The organism is Methanobrevibacter sp. AbM4 (genome assembly GCF_000404165.1).
Lineage (GTDB): Archaea > Methanobacteriota > Methanobacteria > Methanobacteriales > Methanobacteriaceae > Methanarmilla > Methanarmilla boviskoreani.
In genome coordinates this window covers 643,087-668,893 of record NC_021355.1, presented here as the reverse complement: position 1 = coordinate 668,893, position 25,807 = coordinate 643,087, and the positions used below count along the sequence as shown (strand labels likewise).

Below are 25,807 nucleotides of genomic sequence, written 5' to 3'. Positions count from 1 at the left end.
AAATTAAAAAAACTTAATAACAAACAAAAATAAATATATTTAAGTTGTAAAAATATGTGAAAAAAGTAAATATATCTGAATAAAACTTATATTTTAAATTCTCATATTAAACTTAGAAATTTATAATTTAATAAATAATAAATTATTTCAACTAATTAAGGATTTAAATTATTTAATCAATCAAATTTATTGTTTTAAATAAATCAATATTTTTTAAGATTTTTAATCCAATTCTTTTTTTTAATAATAATTATGATTTAAATTATAAATCTTATTCATCATAGGTGAAATAAAGATGGCTAGTCAAAATCAAAAAGTTTGCCAATGGGACAGTACATTATCCTTTATTATGGCGATGATTGGATCTGCTATTGGACTTGGTAATATATGGAGATATCCATATGTAGTATATTCAAATGGTGGAGGGGCATTCCTTATACCTTACTTAATCTCTATTCTTCTTATGGCCTTACCTTATTTATATTTAGAATATGCAGTAGGTTTTGAATTTAAAACCTCTGTACCAAATATGTTTAAAAAGGTTAAGAGTAAGTTGGAAGTTGTTGGTTGGTTCATATGCTTAACCTCCTTCCTGATTCTATGTTATTATATAGTTATTATTGCATGGGATTTAATCTATTTCCTTTTAAGTTTCTCAAAAGGATGGGGAACTAATCCCGGTAATTTTTACACTAACACATTACTCCATAGTACCACATCAATTTCAGGACTTTCTACTGTTATATGGCCAATTGTAATATCCTTACTTGTATTATGGATAATAATCTGGTACATTTCACACCAAAACTTAAATAATGGTATTGGAAAATTCAGTAAAGTCTTGATTCCAGCACTTATGGGAATCATGGCTATTGTAATTATTTATGGTGTAAGTTTACCTGGATCATATATTGGAATACAGACATTACTTACTCCAAAATGGGATGCATTGTTTGATCCGAATATATGGCTTGCAGCTGCAGGACAAATATTATTCTCATTAAGTTTAGGTTGGGGTGTAGTATCTACATATTCAAGTTACCTACCGGAAGATTCACAGCTTATTAAAAATGGAGCAATCGTTGCAATATCAAATTGTGGATTTGAATTCTTTACAGCTATTGGAGTATTTTCAATCCTCGGATTTATGTCACTTAGTCAAGGTGTTCCAATAGACCAAGTAATTACACAAGGTTCTGGACTTATATTTGTTGCATTCCCAACAGTATTTAACATAATGGGTAATTTTGCTTATGTTTTAGCACCATTATTCTTCTTATGTGTATTATTTGCAGGTATAACAACAACAATTTCCCTTCTTGAACCATTATCTCTTGGTATAACACGTAAATTCAAAATTAGAAGAAAAGTCATAGTAACTGTACTTTGTATAATCGGTTTCGGATTATCATTTGTATATGCTACAGGACTTGGAAATTATTTACTTACCATTGCAGATAGTTTCCTAAACGAGTTTGCAGTACTATTCGGTATTGTCCTTGAATGTTTAATCTTTGGTTGGTTATACAATATTGATAAATTACTGGATATTGTAAATAGAAATGCGAAATATAAATTTGGTAGCTGGTGGAAATATCTTATTAAATATGTGATTCCAATAATTTTCATAGCATTATGGTTAAATGGAATCTACACATTAATAACAACCAATAATTTATTCTCAATAACAGTTCAAGGAATAATTGCAGCAATACTCATAGTATTACCTATAGTCTTAACATTGCTTCCAAAAAGTGATAAGAAACTTGAAATTGAATGTGATTAAATGAATAATTTCATTTAATTAACTTTTTTTATTTTTTTAATATAATTTAAATGCTATTTTTAAAACATTTCTGAATTTAGAAGAATCCATACTACTTATAGAAAATATTTTCATAGAACACTCTTTAAAATTTGATATTGAATTTAGAAAAAATTATGCTATTTATAGAAAATAATTTCATCAGGTAATTTTTAAAAATAAGATCTTTAAAATCATATAATCATATAAACACACTCGTTATTTTAACTAAATTTTTAATATAATTAATTTGCTCTGAAAGTATTATAAAATAAAATAACATCATGTACATCTATTCAATAAATAATTAAAAAATTATTTAAGATATAAAAACTATTAGAAGTTTTATAGCATTCTTATTAAATAAGATTATCAATTATATTAAAAAATCTAAAGAGAACTATAAAATAAGCTTTTAAAATATCAAGGTCATAAAGCTATAAAAAATAATTAAAATATTAAATTAATTCGAAAAAAATAAGTCTAAGAGTTACTCTATCCTAACATGAAAAAATAAGGCATTTATCCACTGCGGATGAAAATGAAAATAAGTAGTTTACCAGAAAACAAAAATAGCATGTTTGAATAAATTTCCAAAAATATTTTTTGTGAGTTTAAAACTCAGCAAAAATATGAAAAAAGCCCTCAAAAAAGAATAACAAAACCAAAAGGTTTGTATTATTGAAAAATTGTTTTTTCTTGAAATAATAATAAATAATTCCATAAAATTTATATATTCATTTAAATTTTCATTTAAATAATATGAACTGCTTCTAACATTGATTGAATACCTAAAATAAATATTGCTAAACCACCGATAAATTCAATAGCATCAGCATATTTAATAGCAATTTTAGTTCCAAATGTACCAATTAATAACCATATTATAACTAATATTAAACTTAATCCACCTAAAACAATAGGATCTACTCCTGCAGTAACACCTTGGGAAGCTAAAACTAAGTTTTCTATGTTACCAAATATGATTAATGGTAAAAATGGTTTTATTTCATTCATAAATGACATTATAACACCTTTAGTTTCCGTCGTTACTTCCAATAAGATGTGTTGCTTGAAGCATAGATTGTAAACCTAATATGAAAATAGCTAAACCACCAATAAAGTTGATTGCATCAGCATATTTAATTGCAGCTGCAGTAGCTAAAGTACCAATTAATAACCAAATTATAACAGCAACAATACTTGCTAAACTTAATTTTTTCATATCTGCCTTGGCAACTACTCCTTGTGAAGCAAGAATTAAGTTTTCTATGTTACCAAATATTAAAAGTCCTAAAAATGGAACATAAGCACTTAAATCAAACATCTAATCACCATATATGATTTTTTATTATTTTTTTAAGAAAATAACAAACAATTTTTTTTACTCTTAAAGAGAGTAAAAAATAATATCTAAAGGAATCGAACCCTTTTTAAATCACCAGATAATATTAAAATAAAATTATTTAATAAAATCAATAATATCAATATTGATAGATATTTAATAAAATTAATAAATAACAATATTTTTATAGGTTTTATAATATTTAAATGTTGTTATAATAACATTATTATATTCATAAAATAGAATATAAATATTTATGGAATATAAGAAATTAAACCGTAAATATTAAGCAATGATTAATATAGATCCTTTTGGAAATATAACTGAAAAAATATAGAATTTACCATAGAAAAATAAGAATATATAAATGGTAATTTCTTAAACCAATGAAAATATAAATGAAATCAGAAGATGATTAAAATTTTTCAAATAATTAATTAGAATATTAAAATAAAAAATTTGAAAAAAATCAGATAAAAATAGAAAGCTTTATATAGTATGATAACAAAAATAATTATGTTGTATGAAAGTACAATCAAATGCGGTGTTAGTCCAGCCTGGTTTAAGACTCTAGCCTGCCACGTTAGAGACCCGGGTTCAAATCCCGGACGCCGCATAAGCAACCGTGGTATAGTCTGGTTATTACTTTGGCCTTCCAAGCCAAAAACCCGGGTTCGAATCCCGGCGGTTGCATGCTTTTTTTGTATGTTTTTTAGATTAATCAATACTTTCAGCTATTTTTGTTGATTAATCTAAATTTATACTTTACTAATTTTGATTAATAAACATATTATTGCTAGTTTAATTTTTAAATGAATAAATCTATTTTTAAAATAATTGAAGAATAAGATTTTGATATTCCATCAATGGATTTTAACTTTTAAGATAATTGAAAAATAAGACCTTGATATATTATCAAAAATTGAATTTTAACTTAAACATAATAAATGGCATTTATACATTATCAAAAATCAAAAGGGAATATAGATATAACTAAAAAAAGTATGTTGAAAATTCTTAAATTAATCATGAAAAAAGGTATTACTCTTTAATTTAAGTTTTACCCTTTTTAATGAAGAAAAAAAGTTTAAAATTATATAAAAACTATTTTTATACAAATTAATTAAATAACTCCTTACCATCTGAAAAAGCAGATCCAACTACCTCTCCAATAACACGATAGGAATTAGTTACAGAATCAAATATGATAGGTTCTAATTTTTCAATAGAGATATTTCCATCATCATCCAATATTGATTCATCTGCTGAGACATTTACCGCTTCACCAACAACTCTTAATTCACCTAAAGTTTCCTTCATTTCTATGACCTTAAATTCAATAGTTAAAGGATATTCTTCAATAATTGGAGCGTCAACCTTTTCTGCTTTGATTACACTTACACCAGATTCAGCAATTTTATCAGCATCATTTCCTGAACGAAGACCGAAATAATCAGATAATTCCTCAGTGCTTTTAGTTGCAAAGCTTACAGTGAAAGCCTCTTTTTCCTTAAGGTTCTCCACAGTTTTATGTGCTAGGCCTAAGTTTAATGCTATGTGATTTGGTCCACATTGACCTCCCCATGCAACATTCATAACATCAGCGTTTCCATCTTTATCATAAGTACCAACCATTAAAACCGGTGATGGTATTATTTTTGTAGTATCTAAATTTTTTCTCATAATATCATCTATTCTTATTTGTTATCATAAAAAATAATCAATCTTATAATATAATATAATATTATTTTATTACTATTTAAATAATTAATTAATACACTTATTTTTACAAAAATTAGGCAAAATAAATTAAATTTAAAACACATTTATTTTAGATTTAAGCATTTTATAAAAATGAAACAATTTTAAAAAATTAATTCAAACCAATAAAGACTATTTATTAATATTTATTTTTTAATAATATATAAAAATTATTAATAAAGTTTTAGTTTACCTAAAAAAATCAAAAGTTTTAAATATAAATTTTTATAAAAACTAAAATTGCCTAAAAATTTTAGGTATACTAAAAAATAAGTATAAAATTTTTTATAAAAGCTAAAATTATCTAAAAATTTTAGGTATATCTAAAAGTGGGTGTAAAAATTAATTATATAAAAATTTACAAGGAGTGTCGAAAAATGAGCGACTATTGGGACGAAATTTGTGAACATAGAGAAGCATTAATATTTTTAGGAGGAATTGCTACTGCATATATTGGAAAAAAAATCCTTGAATCACAGCAAGTAAAAAAAGCTTGTACTCAAGGGATGGCATCAGTTATGGCAGTGAAAAGAGATGCTGAAGAATGCTATCAAGATATGAAAGAAAATGCAGAAGATATCGTTGTTGACAGTAGTAAAGCTGAGAAAAAACAAATATATGCAGATTCTAAAAAAGAATAGAACCATATCTCAAGGCTAAACTATGAAATATCAAATAGTGTATGACAACCAGACCAGATTAAGGGTCCGTTCTGGTAAAAATGCATTTACTGAATATGAAGGATATGGTCTTAGTGAACTACTTTTGGAAAATGATTTTATTAAAGATGTAAGAACTTCCCATAGAAATGGAAGTATCTTAATTAACTATTACAACATAGAAGATAAAGATAAGATTTTAAGAATATTAGATAATATTGGAATGGAGGATTTATTTGAAGGAAAGCCAAGTCCTAAAAACGAATCTAATGAAATTACAAATAAATTCTATCTAAAGATTATTAAAAAACTTATTAAAAGATATTTGATTAGACCTTTTTTACCATTAGACATTAGAAATGCTATAACTCTAATTAAAGCTGTAAAATATATAGCAAAAGGTCTAGACAGTTTAACAAGCTTTAGAATTGATGTAGATTTACTTGATGGATCTGCTGTTACAGGTTCATTACTTAAAAAAGACTTTGAACCTGCAAGTTCAATGATGTTCTTACTTTCAATCTCAGATTTACTTGAGGAATATACTGTACAAAAATCAAAAAGTACATTTAAAGAAAGTTTAAGCTTAAACATCGATACCGTATGGCTTGTAAGAGATGATGGAACTGAAATAACCTATCCATTAGCAGACATTAAAAAAGGAGATAAAGTTAAAATCCATATGGGAGATATGATTCCTGTAGACGGAAAGATTGTTGATGGAGAAGGAATGATTAATGAATCCTCAATGACTGGTGAACCTTTAGCAGTACATAAAGACATTGGTAAAACCGTTAATGCAGGTACAGTACTTGAAGAGGGAAATATCGTAATCGAGGTTTATTCTGTAGATCAAGATACAAGGTTAAACAATATTGTTGAATTAATCGAAAATTCAGAAAATCTAAAAGCTGAAACCGAAAGTAAAGCTGTTGAATTAGCTAATTCACTAGTTCCATATAGTTTTGTTTTAACATTCTTAACTTATCTATTTACAAGGGATACTACAAAGGCATTATCCGTTTTAATGGTAGACTTCTCATGTGCAATAAAATTAACCACCCCATTATCAATCATATCAGCTATGCGTGAAGCATCCGATAATAGAATGATGATAAAAGGTGGAAAATTCATCGAGAAATTTGCAACAGCAGATACAATTGTATTTGATAAAACTGGAACATTAACACATGCAAGTCCTAAAGTAGTAGATGTAATTCCAACTGGAAATTACACAAGAGACGAAGTGTTAAAGATGTCAGCTTGTATTGAGGAGCATTTTGCACACAGTATTGCAAAAGCAATTGTAAAACAAGCTGAGGCTGAAGGATTAAACCATAAGGAAGAACATAGTGAAGTTGAATATATAGTAGCTCATGGAATTGCAACTAGATACAATGACAAAAGAGCTGTAATAGGTAGTAAACACTTCTTATTTGAAGATGAGAAGGTTGAAATTACCGAAGAACAGAAAAAATTAATTGATGAAAAAGTTAAAGAAAATTCTGTAATATATTTAGCTATCGACAATAAACTTGAAGGATTAATCTGTATTAATGATCCTGTACGTGATGAAGCAAAAGATGTTATAACAAGACTTAAAACAATGGGCATTGAAAACATTATCATGTTAACAGGTGATAGTGAAAGTGGTGCACGAAGTATTGCCGAATCAATTGGAATAACAAATTATAAATCTCAAGTACTTCCAGAGGATAAAGCAAATATAATTGAAGGATTAAAAGAAGAAGGAAAAACAATCATAATGGTTGGTGATGGCATTAATGATTCACCAGCATTAGCAGCTGCAGATGTTTCTGTATCCATGAAGAATTCATCTGACATTGCAAGAGAGGTAGCAGATATTTCCTTATTATCAGACAATTTATACGATTTAATAACTTTAAGAATTTTAAGTCGTAAAATGTTAGATAAGATCAATAGTAATTACCACAAAATCGTTGGAATAAATGGTACTTTAATTGCATTAGGAATTCTTGGTATAATCACACCTTCAACATCCTCAACAATACACAATTTATCCACAATGTTACTTGGAATAGCAAGTACAAAGTCAGTATTGAGAGATAAAGATAAGATGTTAAATCCAGCTAATGATGAGATTAAACCTATAAATGCATAAAACAATTTTATATTTAAAAAGGGAGTTAAATCTCTTTTAAATATTCATCCTTTTTTTAAAGATTATATAAATAGATATAAAATCGATTTTTAATTGATTAAATATTTTAAATAAACAAAAACCATAAACTGATTTTAAAATAAAAACTGATTTTTAATTAGTATACCACTTTTTAATAAACAAAAAATCATTTTAAACTGGTTTTAAATAAAAACCATTTTTAATTAGTATAATTTTTTAACTAATAAAGATTATTAAAGCTGATTCCAAATTAAAAATAATTTTCAAATAATAAGCTAATTTTTAAATTAATAAAAACTATTTCAATATAAATTTTAATCATTAAAGCCTAATTCTAATTATGAAATTCATTGATTTAACACATAAACTTGAAAATAATATTAAGCCATATCCAGGAGATCCTGATTTAAATATAGAATATATTGATTCATTAAATAACAATGGAGAATGTAATTTATCAAAACTTACAAGTTCAAACCATACCGGAACCCATATTGATAGTCCTTATCATTATTTTAATAACCTAGATAAAATACCTGATTTAGAATTAGAAAATTTAATTGGTCCATGTAATATTTTAGATGCAAGTCCTGTAAAGAGAAATGATGACATCAATGTTAATGATATAAAAAATATCCCAGAAAGCCTTGAGAAAATAGTTGTTTTAAAAACATTATGGGCTAAAAATTTTAATAGTGATAAGTATTTTCTTAATAATCCTAGCTTAAGTATTGAATTTGCTAAACTTTTAGTTGAAAATGATGTTTCATTAATTGCTACAGATATGTCAAGCCCCGATTTTTATGGAGAAACTAAAATCCATAAATATTTACTGAAGAATAACGTGTTAATTATAGAAAATCTATGTAATTTAGACTTACTTAAAAAAGATAAATACTACGGATATTTTATTCCGCTGAAAATCAATAGTGAAGCAAGTTTAATAAGAGCATTTGTTAGAGATATCTAATATTAATTAAAATAAATCAAATTATTAATATAATAACAAAAACAGCCCACAGATAAAATAGATAAAGAATAAAAAACAATAAAATGAAACTTAAAAGCGAAGGATGAAAATCCAAAAAACAGTGAAAAAACAATAATAACAAAATCAGAAAATAATTTAAATCCTGAAAAATAATAAAAATCCTAAAAAAAATAAGAAAAAATAAAAAAAATCTTAGAAAAATTAGATAAAGAAAAATTAAAGGTATCTATTTACCTACAATATCCTCTGCTATTTTTTTATAGATAACCTCATCTCCCTCTTCATAAGATTCCATATAACCCTTTCTAACTAATTTCTTCAAGATGTTTTGAACACTTGCAAGGGATATTTTATCAAATGCTACACTCTTAATATACTCATGAATATCCTTTGCATTCATAGGCTCATTTGGAATTAAATTAAATACTTGGGATTGGAATGAAGTTAAATCTGTTTTTGGAGGAATGAGTAGTTTATTGTATAATATTTTAATTTCCTCAAGATCTTTAATGGTTTTATCCTTTTCTTCAATCTCTTTTTTAAGTTCCTGATTCTCTTCATTTACAGAATCAGAATCTCCATCTTCAATATTCTTGATTTTACTTTGAAGTTGTTCTAAGTTTTCTAAATCAGAATTGTGTTGAGCCTCAAGTTCAGAGAATAAATCCTTGATTTTTTCCAAACGATCAATTTTCTCATCTTTAAGCTCATTCTCTTTTTTAAGCCTATCATATTCTTGTTTAGATATTGAATTGGTTTTAAGTTCTGAAATTTCCTTATCCTTACTGGATAAATCAGATTTAACAGAATTAAGTTCTTTCTGAATGTTATCAAATCTATCTTTATCAACGGTATTATTTTTAACAGAGGCAATTTCATTATCCTTTTTAAGAATATTTTCTTTAACAGAATCAAGTTCAGATTTAACTCTATCATATTCTGCTTTAGCAATAGATGATGATTTTAATTGATTTAACTCACTAGAAACTTCATCGAATTCATTTTTAGAAACTGCATTAGATTTTAATTCATCTAACTCTTCAGAAACTTTATCATAGATATCTTTTGAAATTGAACTATTTTTAACATGCTGTAGTTCAATTTCCAAATTAGTATAATCTTCTTTTGAAACAGCTGAATCTTTGACAGTCTGTAATTCCTCTTTTAAATCATCATAAATTTCCTTAGGAACTGCACTTGATTTATATGTCTCAAAATCATTTACTAAAACATTATATTTTTCTTTATTTACCGTGCCTTCCCTAATTTTTTTCAATTCCTGACCTAATTCTTCATATGAAGTTTTGGAAACTGTGGAATCTTTTAGTTCATTATAATCTTTTTGTAAATCAGTATATAATGTTTTATCTACAGTTGATGATTTCAAATCAGATATTTCACGGTCTTTGGAACTTAATAAATTGTTAGCATTATCCAATTTATTCTTTAAATCAATATGATCCTCAGAGGATACAAGATTTTCATTAAGAGTATCCAGTTCATGAGTTTTAACTGATAAAACCTGTTTTGTATGATCCAATTCATTCTTGACATTGGAAAGTTCTTTGTTAGACTCTTGTAACTCCCTAATACTTTGGTCTTTAGATTGAATTACACCTTTCAATTCTGTAAACTGAGCATATAAACTATCATAATCAGATTTTGGAATAGAATCCTCCTTAAGAACAGTGATTTCATCTTCCTTTTCTTCCAGTCTATGTTTGGTATTAGAAAGTTCATCTTTGAGTTCTATATAACTATCTTTAGATTCTATCTGATTTTTAAGTCCAATGATTTGGATTTTATACTCATCAATATTCTTAGACAATGATTTAATCTCATCATCTTTCTCATTGATGATATCTATTTTTTCATGAATCTTCTCATCATTTAAAGATTCATCTTTCCTAAATCCTTCAAGAACATCTTCAAGTGATGTTTTAATTGAGTTAATATCATCTTCAATAGCAAGGCGTATGGATTTAATATTATTATCAAAATCGCTTAATTGGCGAATTTTTTCATCTTGGTTACTTATAAGGTTTTCATTGTCTATGATGATTTTATTTTTAACATTTAACTCTTCATTCTTATCATTGATTACAGATTGTAAATCGTTCATTTTCTCTTGAACATCTAATTTATACTGCATAAGTTCATTTTCTTTATTGTTTAAATCAGATTCCAATTTATTTATAGTCTCATCATGTTCAAGTTTTATTTTTTGATTCTGTAAATCAATCCTATCCTTTTCAGCAGCAGCTAAATCTGTTTTTAATCTGTTTATCTCCAATAAACAAGATCTAACTAATGCTTGAAGAGTCTCCTTCTCATCATTTTCAAAAACCATTATTCTCCCAACTAAACCTTATAAATAAAATATAAATGAAATAAAAATCCCAAACACTTTATTCCACAGCAATAATAAAATTTATCATGAAAATTCCAATGAAAATAGACATTTTTAAGATAATTTCATAGTACAAATTATTAAAATGACTAAGAAATTAAAATAATTTTCAATATTCTATTTCATTAAATTATATAATATTTATTATATATTTTAATTATATTTAAACTTAATTACAAAAAATAGCCTAATGTAAAGTAAATAATAAGAAAATACAAAAAATTAAAGAAAAAAAGAAAAGTTTTTTGAAAAAATATTAAAGTATTTCTTTATTGATTAGTTCTGCATTTAATACTGATGCTCCAGCTGCACCTCTAACTGTATTATGTCCAACTAAAACATATTTAAAACTATTGTCCATAGCAGCATCTTTTCTTACACGGCCAACAGTAACAGCCATTCCACCATCAGCACTCCTATCTAATCTAGGTTGTGGACGGTCCTCCTCTTCTTTAACAATTACAGGATTTTTTGGAGCAGAATATAAACCTAATTCTTGTGGACGACCTTTGAAATTAGCCATAGTTTGTTTAATATCATCAATATCTTCATCTTTATCGAGTTCAATGAAAACAGCTTCAGTATGTCCATCTACAACTCCAACCCTATGACATGAAGCAGATAATTTGAAATCAGCATCTTTTACAACACCATCTTCAAAGCTTCCTAATAGTTGTAAAGTTTCACTTTCCATCTTCTCTTCCTCATTACCAATATACGGAATAATATTATCAACTATTGCCATAGATGGAACACCATTATAACCTGCACCAGATATTGCTTGCATAGTTGAAACATAAACCTTGTTAATATTATATGCATCGTATATAGGTTTCAATGTTAAAGTTAATGCAATAGTAGAACAATTAGGATTGGTTACAATGAAACCATCCCATCCCCTGTTTTTTTGTTGTGTTTCTATTAAACCTAAGAACTCAGGATTAACCTCAGGGATAACAAGAGGAACATCTGGCACCATTCTCATTGCACTAGCATTAGATGCTACAATATAATCTTGAGCAAATGCTGGTTCAATCTTAGCAGCAAAATCTGTTGGAAGTGATGAGAATAGGATATCAACATCATTAGACATAGCTTCAGGTTTGGTTTCACAGACTTCAATATCCTTAACAGATTCAGGCATTGCCTCATCAAGATACCAAGTAGTTGCATCTTCGTAACGTTTACCTGCAGAACGTTCTGATGCTGCAAGGGCAGTAATGTCGAAATCAGGATGTTTATCTAAAAGTTGGATAAATCTTTGTCCAACCATACCTGTTGCACCAAGTATACCTACATTTACCATTTAATCAACTCTCTAAAATTTTAATTTAATCCTAATACATCAGTCATATCAGAAACTTTACCGTTTTCAGCATCAGGAATATATCTAATAGCCCTAATTACACCTGCAATAAAAACTTCCCTTTTATGAGCCATATGTTTAATCTCTAATCTTTCACCGTCACCGACATAGAGCACAGTATGATCACCAGTTATATCTCCACCACGGATAGCATGAACTCCAATTTCTTGTTTGGTTCTTTTACCTACATGGCCATGTCTTCCATAAACTGCTACCTCTTCAGGATCTCTTCCTAAAGCATCACAAACTGTTTCTAAAGCAGTCATTGCAGTTCCAGAAGGAGCATCTTGTTTCTGATTATGGTGAGCTTCAATAATTTCAATATCGTAATCATCTAAAATAGGTGTTAAATCACGGATAACTTTAAAGAATACGTTTACACCAATGGAGAAATTGGAAGTAATAACTGCCTTTACATTATTATCTTCAACAGCCTTTTTATTTGCAGCTTCTTGTTCAGGTGAAAATCCGGTAGTTCCCACAACAATATTTACTCCACATTTTGTAGCGGTTTGAATTGTTTGTGCTGCAGCTGCAGCAATAGTGAAATCAACTAAAACATCAGGTTTTGTTTCTTTTAATGTTTCTTCTAATTTTTCAGAACCAACAATTGGTACTCCAAGTTCATCAATACCTGCTTGAATACCAATATCTTTACCTTCAAGAGGTGTGTTAGGTATTTCAATAGCTGCAACAACTTCCATATCATCTTGTTCAGTAATTCTTCTAACAATACCAGAACCCATTCTTCCAGCAGCTCCAGTAACAGCAACTTTAATCATATTTATTAACTCCATACTTTTTAAATAAAATTAAAAAAATAAAAATAGTGTTTAAATTTAAATAAACTATTAATCTACAATTAGAAATCTAAATAAATCCGTCTTTTTTAAGAACATCCTCTAAAACTTTTTTAGTATCCTCTTTAATAGGTGCAAGAGGTAATCTTAAAGGTCCTGCAGGTTTACCCATCATATGATAAGCAGCTTTTGCAGGAGCAGGACTAGTTTCTAAGAATAATGCTTTAATTAATGGCAACATTTGATAATGTAATTCCCTTGCTTCATCATATTTACCTTCCTGAATACAATGAACCATTTTAACCATCCTTACAGGATCAACATTTGCAGATGCACTAATAACACCCTTAGCACCAATGGACATTAAAGGAAGTGTTAAACCGTCATTACCAGATAAAACATTAATATCATCTAAAAGATCATTATCTCTTAAAAGTGAGAATGTATGACTTGTTTTATCTAAACTTGGATTAGCCTCTTTAATAGCTGTAACTTTATCGAGTTTTGCAATTTCACAGATAGTTTCAGAAGCCATATCAACACCGGTACGTGATGGTACATTATAAGCAATAATATCCAAATCTGCATTATCATTTAATGTTTTATAATGTTGAACTAAACCATGTTGTTGAGGTTTATTATAATAAGGAGTAATTACAAGTCCATAATCAACACCAACATCTTGACAGAATTTAACAAGACCTAATGCCTCATCAGTAGAATTACTACCTGCACCAGCAATAGTTGCTACCCTACCATTAACTTCATCAACAAAGATTTCAATCAATTTTCTATGTTCCTCATGGGTCAAAGTAGCTGACTCACCAGTGGTACCAGCAGCAAGTAAGCCTTCAACCCCACTATCAATATAAAAGTTTATATTTTCTCTAAAACCTTCTTCATCGATTTTATTATCTGATGTAAAAGGAGTAATCATTGCAATAGCAGTTCCTTCAAATTTCAATTTAAAACCTCCCTAACAAGTTTAAGTGCTTTTTCTCCATCTTCCCATTCAACAAATAGAATAACAGCAGACTGTGAAGAAGAGATTTCTACTATATTAACATTATTTTTATGTAACGGATTAGTAATATTTGCAATAATACCCGGTGATTCAGCTTGACTGAATTCAGGACTAACAACAGTCAACATTGCAATATCTTCACCCATTGAAATTGAACTTAAATTATCAATATTAACAACTAAACGGTGCAATAAATGATAAGCTCTATCTGAATCTTTTTTACTTACCACAACAGTCATAGAGTTTTCTCCAGCAGAAATACCATAAATATTAATATCATTTTCTGCAAGAATGTTAGTTAAGTTTGCAAGTAATCCTTTAGCTTCAATCATATGTTCTCCAACAACAGCTAATATGGATAATTTCTCAGGATATAATATTGCTCTTTTAAGCATCCCATCCTCAAAAGGACCGACAATTTCAGTTCCTTTATCTGATAAATCACATTTCTCAAAACTGATAATTTTAGCTTTAATCATCGGATCTTTATATTTTAAAGCATTTGGATGTAAAACCTGTGCACCATGTAAAGCAATATCCCTCATTTCTTCAACTGAAATTTTATCTAGTTTTTCAGCTTCTTCAATCTTTCTAGGATCGGTACTCATTACACCATCCACATCTGTTACAATTACAACCTCACTAGCTTTAAGTGCATGACCTAGGAAGAAAGCGGTTACATCACTACCTCCCCTGCCAATGGTAGTTATTTCATTATTAGGACCTCTACCTAAAAATCCGCAGATTACCGGAATAACACCTTGGTCTAAGAGCTGTGAAATTTTTTTAGATTGATATTCAGAAGCTTTATAATTTATTTTAGCATTTAAAGGACTATTATCAGTTATAATAGGCCAAGCATCATTATAAGGATCAACAAATGTAGATTTTACACCTAATGATTCAATTGTAGATGCAAATACTCTAGTGCTAGTCATCTCACCCATGGATAAAATTTCTGCCATTTGTTGAGAAGATACATCATCACCCATTGCATCACTAGTAACTTCTATTAAATCATCAGTAGTCTTGTTTATAGCAGATACTACAACCACTATTTGATTTCCTTTCATATACTCATTTACGACAGATTGTGCCGCTTTTTTTATTCTAGAACCATTTCCAACCGAGGTTCCTCCAAATTTCGCCACAATTAATTCCATTAAAATTCACAACCATAAAATTTAAGAAAATTATAATAATAAAAATAATTAATTAATTATCTATAAAAATAATTATTTTTCTTCAAATTTTAAAATTATTATACAGTGATATTTATAATAATACATATTAATAAATTTTAGCAAATAATAGAAGAATCTTAAATTTTAATTGAAATAAAAATTAAATTGTTAAAAAAATCAGTTAATTAAAAAAAAGAATATTAATTGAAATAAAAATCAAAGGATTAAAAAATCAATCAACAAAAAAAGATTCAAATTGAAAAGATCAAAAACCATTGACAAAAGAGATTCCGATTAAAAGAAAAATCCATCTATTGAAAGAATATATCATTTGGTATCTAGGTTAAGATAAAATTAAAATCTTAAACCTATTTATATAAAAAAAATTTTAACATTAGAAAGAATGTTATTTAGTTTCTTGATTATGGTAAACATCAAAGGAATCCTTAAACTCGTCTAATGCATAATAAGATTCTAACTCCTTTATAAATGAGGATTTTTCACGGAGATTTGTAAATAAGAAAACATAGTTTCTGGTTCTGGATAATGCTACATAAAATAAACGGCGCTCTTCCAAACTACGTTTTAAACCTATATCATTACCATTACTTACATAATCAAGTAAACCGCTATTTTTAACCTGACTTGGAAAGTTATCATTGACTATTATAATTACATTATCCGCTTCCAAACCTTTGGATACGTGAATGGTTTTAAATTGGATATCCAATCTATCTTCCTTTTTTACATTGGAATTTTTAGGATAAGTGATCCTTAGATTATTAGACTTTCCAATCTTACTCGGATTTTTTGAGAAGAAGGAACGTGGGGATAAATAGGCTTTAATATCCTCCCTATTTCTTGAAAGTACAAGTAAACTAGAACCTGGAAACTTACAGGTTAAATCCATTAAAAGATCTTCAAACAATTTAACCCTACTTGTCTTACCATAATTATAATAGATTAATTGTATTGGTGCTTTCTTTATTGAAACATCAGAGACCAAATCCTTTTTAATCTGTTTTTCATTGGACAATACAAATTTACTTGCAACATCAATCAATTCCTGAGAATTCCTATAGGTTTTAGATGTAAAGACAATTTTCGGATTCCTGAAATACTTCGGAAAGTTATTAAACAAATCCAAATCGGTATCCCTAAAACCATAAATAGATTGCCAATCATCACCTACCACTATAATTTTTGCATTGGTCTTGTCCTTAATAGCCCTAATTAGTCTATAATTCATGTAGGAAGTATCCTGATACTCATCGATTAATATATAATCATAATTATCTTTTATACCATATAATTCAACAAGGGGTATTGATTTATTTATCATATCTGAAAAATCGATAAAATTATTCTTAAGCAGATATAATTCATATTCAATATAAAATTTCTTTGCAATATCCAAGAATATTAAACGTTCATCCAGATATTCATCATAGTCATATTGATAGAATTCATCAAACTTATCAATAGTATAGTTGTTACGTTTAAATCTTTCTGTAAACTCCTCGATTAAACCTGGAAGAGCACAGTTTTGCAGGACATAATTGTATTCTTCCATTACCAGTTCTTCACGGGAATAATTTCTATTCTTATTTATATAATCATTAAAACCCCTTTTAAATACCTTAAAATAGTTATATGCTAATTTGATAACATCTTTCATCTCATCAATAGATAGACTATTCTTAAATCGTTTAATGAAAAAATCAGCAAAATCCATAGGACTGCCATATACAGTATTGTCATAGGACCTTATGATTTTACGACCTAAAGCATGGAATGTACGGGTTTCAATATCCTTACCCAAGGTTTTATAAAGTTTATCTTTAAGTTCAAAAGTAGAATTAGAACTAAATGACAAACATAGAATATTGTTTGGATTTACACCCTTAATTTCAACTAGATACTTTACCTTAGCAATTAGTGTTAAGGTTTTACCAGTACCTGCACCGGCAATGATCTGTTCATTATCACAGTCTACAACCACTGCCAACTTCTGATAATCATCCAAACTACAGGATAGAATATTATTGAAAAAAGATTTATTCTCATTTAATTCTGCTTTTAAATCAGAGGACATGTTATCCAGATTGATTTCCTCATAATCTCCATTAAAATATTCGATATCCCCCAGATCATAACCCTTAATTAAATTATTGATTTTATTATCAAATCCATTCAATATCTCAATTTCCTTAGAGTATTTCCTCATATGGAGATTTTTATTTAAAGTATTTGATCTGTCAATTATCTTATTCTGTTTAATACTGCCATTAGAATCAAATAGTTCGTTTACATCTTTATTTTTCAGGTTTTCAGATTTTTTAGTTTCATTTATCTCATGACTAGTTTTATTGAAATTATATGAGCCGATTTTAATAACCTCAACATCACCATCATCAAGGGATTTCATGGCTGTATAGAATAAGTCTCTTTTCGTTATATTCCTTGACCTTACATATTCAGATAAATATTCGGCAAAATCATCACCTAAGTCAATATTATGAACCTTGACATGTTTAGGATTCTTATATTTGACAATAGGTAAATCGTTTAATGAGATATATAAAACTTTACCAAGAAGAAGATCATCTAAATCCTCATTTAACTTATTTGCAAATTGGCTAAACCGATTATAAAAGTCTTTTTCCATAAATATTTTTTCCTTAATAAAAAATCCCCCGACTACAATTTCCCAAATGCATAAGTTAGATTTATAAGAATTAGAACTAGTTATAAAATTCTATTTTATAATCTAGAATATCTATTTTTTAATATTTATTATTTTATTTAACACTGAAATTAATAAGAGTTTAATATTATATGAAACCAGCTGAAAATAAAAAATCATAAGATGTAAAAATTATGAGAACTAATAATAAACCTATAAAAATAGTCAAACAAACTATAAGAAATTAAAAACAGCCTAAAATAGGAATACTGTTAAAATAACTGAAAAATATCGCAATAAGATTATAGAATAGCCAAAATAACAAAATATGACCAATAAGAAAATAGCTAAAAATGTAAAATCAATAATAAAAAACCAAAAATAAATTTAAAATTAAAACTAAAAGAAAAAAAGATAGAATTAGTTAAACTTAAGCTTGTTCTTGTTCTAATCTAACTAATCTAGTGATGTAACCAGCAATTTTATTTCTTAAATGTTTAGTACTGACAGTAGAATATTCGGAAACTAATTTTTTATTGGTTTCAAAATCAGTAGTAAAATCACTGTGAGTTTCAATAAGTTCTCTTGATATACGTTTTACAAAAGTAGTTCTTATATTTCCCATAGTCATGCCTCCATATTTTTTAAAGTAAATTTTTATTATTCTAATTCATCTAAGATATGTTTCTGTTTACGTTTACTTAAAAGAGCCAAATCATCTAATATTTCAAATAAGATATCCTGATCGATACCTTTTTGTGAAGCTAATTTTTTAGCCTTATCATGGATGGATTTTTCTCTTTTTTCATCATAAATATCCATATCTAAATAAGTTTTAGCTTTAACGATATCTTCCGCATAAGAAGTACGTTCAGAAATAATATTAATTAAGTCATTATCAAGTTTATCAATTTCCATTCTAGAAAATTTAAGAGTTTCCTTTGCTTGTTTCTCATTTTCAAACAATGATTTCTTAATATCTTCATCCATGAAAAATTCTCCACAATATAATAATTAATAATATTATAATATTGTTTCTTTCTTATATTTAAATATAATGTATCCGAGGAATTTTTAACAAGGTTTTAGAAAAATTAAAAAAAATAGATAATTAACAGTTTTAAGATTATCCTCCTATAAGAAAACAGTACCCTCATTATTAACCTTAGTTTCAATTATCCTACCTTCAAACTGAGACCATTTATCTTTTACATCATCAATGGAATCATTATCAACAATAGCTGTAAATGCTGAACCTGTACCAGACAAACCTGACGCCAATGCCCCAGCAGATAGTGCCTCAATTGCTATATTTGAATCATATCCTAAAACATTTGAATATAAAAGACCATTTAAATTTAATGCAAGATAGTAATTCTTGTTTTTTGCCTCATTAAATGCCAAATCCACCATTGGAGAAATTAATTTCATTCTATCCACATCGGAATTGATTGTAGATGATTCCTTATCAACCAGAAATATTAATACTTTTTTCTCTTCCATTGGTTCCTTAATAAGTAGTTTCCTATTATAGTTATCTGTTACAACAACCCCTCCAAAATAAGACGCTGAAGCATCATCAAAAGCACCTGTGATAGTTACTTTAGCCTTTAATGAAGTGTCAATAGCCAAGTTTAAAATTTCCATATCAGTTAATGGTTCCTTATCATACTCCTCTGAGATGAATTTTGAAACGGCAGTTACCACACTATTTGATAATGCGCTACTACTTGAAAGTCCTGAGGCTAAAGGTAGGTTAGTTTCAGTTTCAATATCTAAACCACAGCTAACATCATAATGATTTAAAACAGCTTCTGCACACATATCCATTAATTTAGTACTAACACCAATATCAGACTTGGATTTAATATCAGAGGACCTGTTATCACTTACCTTAGATATAATATTCAAATCAATACCAAATGCAGAACCAAAACCTGAAGCTATTGCATTTATAATAGTTGCAGATCCTGGAGATTTAACTAAAATCTTCAAACAATCACCAAAAATATAAGCTTTAAAAAAATTATAAAATTTAAAAATAATTCTATTATATAATATAAATAAAATAAATATAATTAAGATAAAATTTATTAAAATAATTATATAAAATTTATTGAATAAATTATTTCATAATAATTATTAAATAAATTAGGAGATAACATGGATTTGAAAACAAAGTACTTTGGACTTGGAATATTAGGCGGTTTTGCAATCGTCATAATTATCTTCTTATTATTATTCATTTTACCAGCTACAGGATTACTTGGAACAACCACAGTTGCCGTCATTCCTGTTTATGGTGAAATAGCTTATGGAAGCAATGATACAACCAGTGTTATAACACCAGATGCCTTTGAAAATGCGCTTACTCAAGCTGAAAATAATCCTTCAGTCGGAGCAATTGTAATAGACATCAATTCACCTGGAGGAAGTACTGTCGCAAGTGATGAAATGATGAAGATGGTCAAAAACTGCTCAAAACCAACAGTTGCCCGGATAGGTGAAAGTGGTACCTCAGGAGCCTACCTATTAGCATCAGGAGCAGATAGGATTGTGGCAAGTAACTCCTCATTAGTTGGAAACATTGGAACAATTATAACCTTGACAGATATGTCAAACTACAATAATAAAACTGGAATCAAAACATATTCCATTAAAAGTGGAGAGTATAAAGATATCGGAGCAAATTATAAAAGCATAAACTCCAATGAGAGTAAAATGTTACAGACTATTGTTGATAATGATGCGGACCGCTTTAAATCCAATGTAGCGGCAAATAGAAACATGTCTAAATCTGAAGTTGATAAGGTTGCAGACGGTTCAATATATGATGGACAGCAAGCAAAGGACAATAAACTTGTAGACAATGTGGGAAGTAGAAAGGATGCAATAGAACTTGCAGTCAAACTTGGAGGTTTACCATCTACCTATGATACCGAAACCTATAGCACCGACAATACTTTTTATTTAGGTCTAACATCACAGACCAACATAGCCAATACACTAAATAGATTAATATTTAAGTAGTAACAGCAACCTTTATATATGAAAATATAAAATTATTAATAGAATAAAAATTCTATTAACTACGAACGGATAAACTTGTTAAATGTTTATTCTAGAAAAGTGAATAAAAAAAATTAGGTGATATAAATGACAAAAGTAGAAGTATTCGTTTCATCAACTTGTCCTCACTGTCCAAGTGCTATCAGAGTTGTAGAAGAAGCAAAACAACAAGTACCTGACCTCGATGTTGAAATCCGTAACATTGAAGATAATGAAAACAGAGAAGCTGCTATAAACTATGGAATTATGGCTGTACCTACCATTGCAATTAATAACCATGTTGAATTTGTTGGTGCACCTAGCCTTCCAGAATTATTAGATAGATTACAATAAATTTATCTAATAATACTATTTCATTATTTTTTAAAACGCTATTTTTCAAATAAGATACTAATTTTAAATAAAAAAGACTTTATAATTTTTCCATAAAAAACTAATTTTAAGTAAAAATAAAGACCTTTTAATTTTTCCACATAAGATACTGTTTTTAAATAAAACTGTTTAATCTAAAATAATAGATAAGTTTTTTATTTTTAAATACAATAATTTACTTTATGTGTGGAAATCATCAAAATAAAGGATACAAGTTTGGACCAACTACAGGAAGCATTGCAACAGCTACAGCCTTAAGTAGTTTAAAAATGCTAACTGAGGATAAAAAAACAGATATAGTTCAAATTAAAACACCGAAGGAAAAATTAGACATTTTCATAGATTCAGTTAAAAAAGAATCAGATAATAAAGCAGTATCCTCAGCACATAAATATCCATATGATGATCCAGATGTTACTGTAAATATTGAGATATATGCTACAGTAGAACTTGTAGATAAATCCAGTTATAAAATCGATTATGCAAATCCGTTAATTGATAAGGAGGATAATGTGGTTATTAACGGAGGATGTGGAGTTGGTAAGGTTACTAAAAACGGTCTTCAAATACCGATTGGAGAATATGCAATTAACCCAGTACCACGTAAAATGATTAAAGAAAATTTAAAAGAGCATGTTCCTGAAGATAAGCTTGCAATCGTAACAATCAATATTCCGGAAGGGGAAAAGATTGCAAAAAGAACAATGAATCCCCGTATTGGAATTGAAGGTGGAATCTCAATTCTTGGAACAACTGGAATAGCTCGTTCAATGAGTACTAAAGCATATAAAGATTCCCTTTTAATACCTCTAAATGTTGCAATAGCTGAAAAATACAATGACCTTATCTATGTACCTGGAAATATCGGTGAGAAGATTGCAAATAGAATACTAGACATACATCCAGATCAGGTGATTCAAACAACTAATTTTGTAGGCTATATGTTTGAAGAAGCTGAAAAAAGAAATATCACCAGATTAACCTTAGTTGGCCATATCGGAAAATTAGTGAAACTTGCAGGAGGTATTTTTAATACCAAACACTCCATTGCAGACGGAAGAAGGGAAATCTTTGCAGCCCACACCGGAATATGTGGTGGAAGTACCAAATTAATTCAAGAAGTCTATAAATCCAAGACCACTGAGGAAATCATTGACCTATTAAAGAAGGATAATTTAGATGTGGCTGTACTTAACAGTATTGCAGATGCAATTAAGGAAAGGGTAAAAGATAGATTTGATATTGATTTAAACGTGATAATCGTCAATATGAAAGGAGAAATATTGAACACCAACTACACGAAAGAACTATTAAAAAAAGAATTTGTTTAAAAAATCATTATTTAAAATACTTATCTTATATTAAAACAAGAACACTTAAATTTAAAAAGATATAATCAAATTAATTTATGAAAATTAATAAGATTATAAACTTTTAAACTATTTCTTACGATAGAATGGTAATGCTGTTAATAACATTAAAGCTGCAAATAGAACATATAATGGGTTACCTGTATTATATAAACCAGTTCCAGTTTTATTATTCTGATTATTAACCAGAGTATTATTATTCATGGTACTGTTGGTGTTATTACCATTTGTTGAATTTGTTATATTGTTTGAGCTATCTGTATTGTTATTTGTAGAATTAGCAGTGTTGTTATTATTTGTATTATTACCTGTTGTATTTGTAGTATTATTGGTAATATTAGTATTATTGTTTGTAGAATTACCAATATTAGTATTATTAGTATTACTACCAGCCATATTTGTAGAATTATTAGTGTTGTTATTATTTGTATTATTACCTGTTGTATTTGTAGAATTACTAGTAATATTAGTATTATTTGTAGTATTATTCTGAGTTATATCTTGCATTGTAACCTTATATCCAAAATAATTTTGAATACTATCAGAACCAGAGATTAAACTTATAAAGTCAAAAACCATTTCACTAGTTTCATTTATTTTTTTAACAGCTCCATGATCAGGAACTCTTAACCCATTATTATAATCAGATAATACATTTGTAACTAATAAAGAAACAACTGGACCATCATAATCACTACCTGTATATGGAATATAAGTTCTATCTGTAAATCTCCAAATTGCATCAGAAGTAGCAGTCTTATCAGAATTTACAATATCCCAATAATTATAAAACAAGATTTTAATATATTCCCCTACATTAGAACCATCTAAATGATTAATAATATTAGATGTATTAGTAACAGTAAATGTTTGACCAGATTCCGCATTATGTAAAGACATATTAATACAATACCCATTATACCCATTAGTAAAAGAAATATTACATATTCCACCATTTACTGTAGAACTTGTATTTAAATCATCATATTTTAAAATATCCTCATTATTATTCACCACATTTTCATTTTCCAAATAACTATCATTGTCTTGATTATAATTAACGGTATTATTACTATGAGAATTGTCAACATTAGTCAAATTAGTTAATGAATTAGAATCTACTGCCACAATAGAACCTATAGACAATGAGATAATTAGAAAAATTGACAATATCCAATAAAAATTTTTTAATTGCATATATTACCACCATAATTAACAAAAAATTTTAAAATATTTAAAATTTTAAAATATCAAATTTTATATTAATAATATAAATAATTTATTATAAAAAATTTTAGATACAAAATTCATAGAATGTTTACAAGTTAATAAAAAGAATAAAAAGTTATAAACCATAAAAAAATAATATAAATTCTAATTTTCTAATATAACAATCTATAAATATTTTTTTAAACTTTTTAAAATATTTAAACAATATTTTAATAAAATAAATAAATATAAATTAATAAATTAAAACAAAATAAAAAAAATAATTAAAATTAAAATTTTTTCATTTTAATATTTAGAAAAAATAAGTTTAATTTGGAAAAAATAATTTAACAATAAATTTAACTTTTATAATAAACTAATTTTAAAAAATAAATCAAATCAAACAAGTTTAAAAATCAATCATATTTATATATCTAAATATATAGATTAATTATTAATTTTTATAGTCGGATGATAACATGAAAAACATATTTGATAAATGTAAATTTGGAAACTTTGATATTCAAAGTAGGATAATCAGATCTGGAATGTGGGAATCTCAAAAAAGTGAAAATGGAATTCTAGATCAGGCTGTATTTAATAGATATGAAAATATTGCAAAAAGTGGAGTGGGACTAATCAACTCAGAATTCTTCTGCATAGATCCAAGAGACAGATTTGCAAAGTACTCCTCAAATGTAAATTATAAGGGATTCGTCAAGGACTATAATGAAATCACCAACATAGCACATAAATATAATGTCCCTATTCTAGGACAATTGGCAATCTTCTGGTATAATGACGGACTTAATCAAAAAGTCACACCAAATGATATAAGTTTTGAAGGTATAAGACGATTCCAGACAGATGTAATCTTAGCTGCCAAAAAGTTTGAATTTGCCGGATTTGACGGTATTCAAATAAACATGGGAAATAACTTCTACTTAAGTAATTTCATTAATCCCTACTTCAATCAAAGAGAAGACAAATATGGTGGAAAGACCTTTAACCGTATGAGGATTGTACTTGAAATCGTCAGGGTTATTAAGAAGAACTATGACATTCACGTAAATGTAAAACTAAATGCCAATGACGGAAGAAAAGGTGGAATAGGTTTTGATGAGAGTATGGAAATGTGCAAATTACTTGAAGAATATGGTGCGGACAGTATACAGTTAACTTCACGTAGTAATACATTCCCAACAAGTGACGGCAGCAATCCTTTCATTGATTATGCAGATAAATTAAGTGGCGATACAAATATTTCAATTATTTTAGGTGGAAGATTCAATGACAAGGATAACATTGAAAATGTTTTAAATACAACAAATATCGAATACATTTCAATGAGCAAACCATTTGTAGCAGAACCAGATTTCCTAGTAAATTGGAAAGCAGGTACAAGTTCAGAAACCAAATGCATTAACTGTAAAAATTGTTATTCTAAGAAAGTAAGTACATGCTTTGTTAATGGAACTGATAATGTTTAAAATATCTTCTTTTAATTTTTAAGATTATTTCCAAAATAATCTTTTAAACTACTTTTCATATCCTACAACTTTAACATTTAAAATAATATTTTAAAAAAAATTT

The 25,807-nt window shown here is 27.6% G+C and carries 21 protein-coding genes and 2 tRNA genes; 10 read left to right on the top strand and 13 right to left on the bottom strand.

Annotated features, from left to right (window positions below):
- Positions 1-295: 295 nt before the first annotated feature.
- Entirely contained in the window at positions 296-1,786 is a 1,491-nt protein-coding gene (locus tag ABM4_RS02790; RefSeq protein WP_016358160.1) for a sodium-dependent transporter, read from the top strand.
- A 771-nt stretch (positions 1,787-2,557) separates the two neighbouring features.
- Here the strand turns inward: ABM4_RS02790 and ABM4_RS02785 are convergent.
- Complete coding sequence (locus tag ABM4_RS02785) at positions 2,558-2,830, bottom strand: hypothetical protein (protein WP_016358159.1); 273 nt, start codon at positions 2,828-2,830, stop codon at positions 2,558-2,560.
- 10 nt (positions 2,831-2,840) lie between these two features.
- Complete coding sequence (locus ABM4_RS02780) at positions 2,841-3,131, bottom strand: hypothetical protein (protein ID WP_016358158.1); 291 nt, start codon at positions 3,129-3,131, stop codon at positions 2,841-2,843.
- A 559-nt stretch (positions 3,132-3,690) separates the two neighbouring features.
- Here ABM4_RS02780 and ABM4_RS02775 point away from each other — a divergent pair.
- Both ABM4_RS02775 and ABM4_RS02770 read left to right on the top strand, forming a co-directional pair.
- Positions 3,691-3,765 (top strand) — tRNA-Gly (locus tag ABM4_RS02775).
- Between the two features lie 3 nt (positions 3,766-3,768).
- Positions 3,769-3,842 (top strand) — tRNA-Gly (locus ABM4_RS02770).
- Positions 3,843-4,268: 426 nt separating this feature from the next.
- Here the strand turns inward: ABM4_RS02770 and ABM4_RS02765 are convergent.
- The gene (locus tag ABM4_RS02765; protein ID WP_016358157.1) at positions 4,269-4,832 is read right to left on the bottom strand and encodes a flavin reductase family protein; all 564 of its coding nucleotides are present in this window, start codon (positions 4,830-4,832) and stop codon (positions 4,269-4,271) included.
- A gap of 455 nt (positions 4,833-5,287) precedes the next feature.
- On the opposite strand from ABM4_RS02765, the gene ABM4_RS02760 reads away from it, so the two are divergent.
- The 3 genes from ABM4_RS02760 to ABM4_RS02750 all read left to right on the top strand — a co-directional run bounded on the left by ABM4_RS02760 (position 5,288) and on the right by ABM4_RS02750 (position 8,703).
- Positions 5,288-5,551 carry a hypothetical protein gene (locus tag ABM4_RS02760; protein ID WP_016358156.1) on the top strand — a complete coding sequence of 88 codons (264 nt, stop codon included), beginning with the start codon at positions 5,288-5,290 and terminating at the stop codon, positions 5,549-5,551.
- Positions 5,552-5,573: 22 nt separating this feature from the next.
- Positions 5,574-7,712 carry a heavy metal translocating P-type ATPase gene (locus ABM4_RS02755; protein WP_016358155.1) on the top strand — a complete coding sequence of 713 codons (2,139 nt, stop codon included), beginning with the start codon at positions 5,574-5,576 and terminating at the stop codon, positions 7,710-7,712.
- 361 nt (positions 7,713-8,073) lie between these two features.
- Positions 8,074-8,703 (top strand): cyclase family protein, encoded by a 630-nt coding sequence (locus ABM4_RS02750; protein ID WP_016358154.1) that lies wholly within the window; start codon positions 8,074-8,076, stop codon positions 8,701-8,703.
- Between the two features lie 247 nt (positions 8,704-8,950).
- Here ABM4_RS02750 and ABM4_RS02745 read toward each other — a convergent pair whose 3' ends face one another.
- The 9 genes from ABM4_RS02745 to ABM4_RS02705 all read right to left on the bottom strand — a co-directional run bounded on the left by ABM4_RS02745 (position 8,951) and on the right by ABM4_RS02705 (position 20,189).
- On the bottom strand, positions 8,951-11,074 hold the full coding sequence (locus ABM4_RS02745) for a hypothetical protein (protein ID WP_016358153.1): 2,124 nt from the start codon (positions 11,072-11,074) through the stop codon (positions 8,951-8,953).
- Between the two features lie 316 nt (positions 11,075-11,390).
- The gene (asd, locus tag ABM4_RS02740; protein ID WP_016358152.1) at positions 11,391-12,440 is read right to left on the bottom strand and encodes an aspartate-semialdehyde dehydrogenase; all 1,050 of its coding nucleotides are present in this window, start codon (positions 12,438-12,440) and stop codon (positions 11,391-11,393) included.
- A gap of 20 nt (positions 12,441-12,460) precedes the next feature.
- Entirely contained in the window at positions 12,461-13,282 is an 822-nt protein-coding gene (gene dapB / locus ABM4_RS02735) for a 4-hydroxy-tetrahydrodipicolinate reductase (RefSeq protein ID WP_016358151.1), read from the bottom strand.
- An 88-nt stretch (positions 13,283-13,370) separates the two neighbouring features.
- On the bottom strand, positions 13,371-14,264 hold the full coding sequence (gene dapA / locus ABM4_RS02730) for a 4-hydroxy-tetrahydrodipicolinate synthase (RefSeq protein WP_016358150.1): 894 nt from the start codon (positions 14,262-14,264) through the stop codon (positions 13,371-13,373).
- A complete protein-coding gene (locus tag ABM4_RS02725) occupies positions 14,261-15,487 on the bottom strand; it encodes an aspartate kinase (protein ID WP_016358149.1) in 1,227 nt (408 codons plus the stop codon). Before ABM4_RS02725 ends, dapA begins: the two co-directional genes overlap by 4 nt.
- Before the next feature lie 427 nt (positions 15,488-15,914).
- Positions 15,915-18,176, bottom strand: coding sequence for a UvrD-helicase domain-containing protein (locus ABM4_RS02720; protein ID WP_016358148.1), 2,262 nt, complete (start codon positions 18,174-18,176; stop codon positions 15,915-15,917).
- A 448-nt stretch (positions 18,177-18,624) separates the two neighbouring features.
- The gene (locus ABM4_RS02715) at positions 18,625-18,819 is read right to left on the bottom strand and encodes a 30S ribosomal protein S17e (RefSeq protein WP_016358147.1); all 195 of its coding nucleotides are present in this window, start codon (positions 18,817-18,819) and stop codon (positions 18,625-18,627) included.
- A 35-nt stretch (positions 18,820-18,854) separates the two neighbouring features.
- Positions 18,855-19,184, bottom strand: coding sequence for a chorismate mutase (locus ABM4_RS02710; RefSeq protein ID WP_016358146.1), 330 nt, complete (start codon positions 19,182-19,184; stop codon positions 18,855-18,857).
- Positions 19,185-19,328: 144 nt separating this feature from the next.
- Entirely contained in the window at positions 19,329-20,189 is an 861-nt protein-coding gene (locus tag ABM4_RS02705; RefSeq protein ID WP_016358145.1) for a shikimate kinase, read from the bottom strand.
- 168 nt (positions 20,190-20,357) lie between these two features.
- Here ABM4_RS02705 and sppA point away from each other — a divergent pair, with 168 nt between their 5' ends.
- From sppA to cbiD, 3 genes are all read left to right on the top strand, one after another.
- Positions 20,358-21,224 carry a signal peptide peptidase SppA gene (gene sppA, locus ABM4_RS02700; protein ID WP_016358144.1) on the top strand — a complete coding sequence of 289 codons (867 nt, stop codon included), beginning with the start codon at positions 20,358-20,360 and terminating at the stop codon, positions 21,222-21,224.
- A 126-nt stretch (positions 21,225-21,350) separates the two neighbouring features.
- Positions 21,351-21,596, top strand: a complete 246-nt coding sequence (locus tag ABM4_RS02695; protein WP_016358143.1) for an MJ0307 family thioredoxin — start codon at positions 21,351-21,353, stop codon at positions 21,594-21,596.
- A 221-nt stretch (positions 21,597-21,817) separates the two neighbouring features.
- Positions 21,818-22,966, top strand: a complete 1,149-nt coding sequence (cbiD, locus tag ABM4_RS02690; protein WP_016358142.1) for a cobalt-precorrin-5B (C(1))-methyltransferase CbiD — start codon at positions 21,818-21,820, stop codon at positions 22,964-22,966.
- A 108-nt stretch (positions 22,967-23,074) separates the two neighbouring features.
- Here the strand turns inward: cbiD and ABM4_RS08705 are convergent, their stop codons facing one another.
- Positions 23,075-24,202 carry a hypothetical protein gene (locus ABM4_RS08705; protein WP_016358141.1) on the bottom strand — a complete coding sequence of 376 codons (1,128 nt, stop codon included), beginning with the start codon at positions 24,200-24,202 and terminating at the stop codon, positions 23,075-23,077.
- 491 nt (positions 24,203-24,693) lie between these two features.
- Between ABM4_RS08705 and ABM4_RS02680 the strand changes: the two genes are divergently transcribed.
- Complete coding sequence (locus ABM4_RS02680; protein WP_016358140.1) at positions 24,694-25,704, top strand: NADH-dependent flavin oxidoreductase; 1,011 nt, start codon at positions 24,694-24,696, stop codon at positions 25,702-25,704.
- The last annotated feature ends 103 nt before the right edge of the window (positions 25,705-25,807 follow it).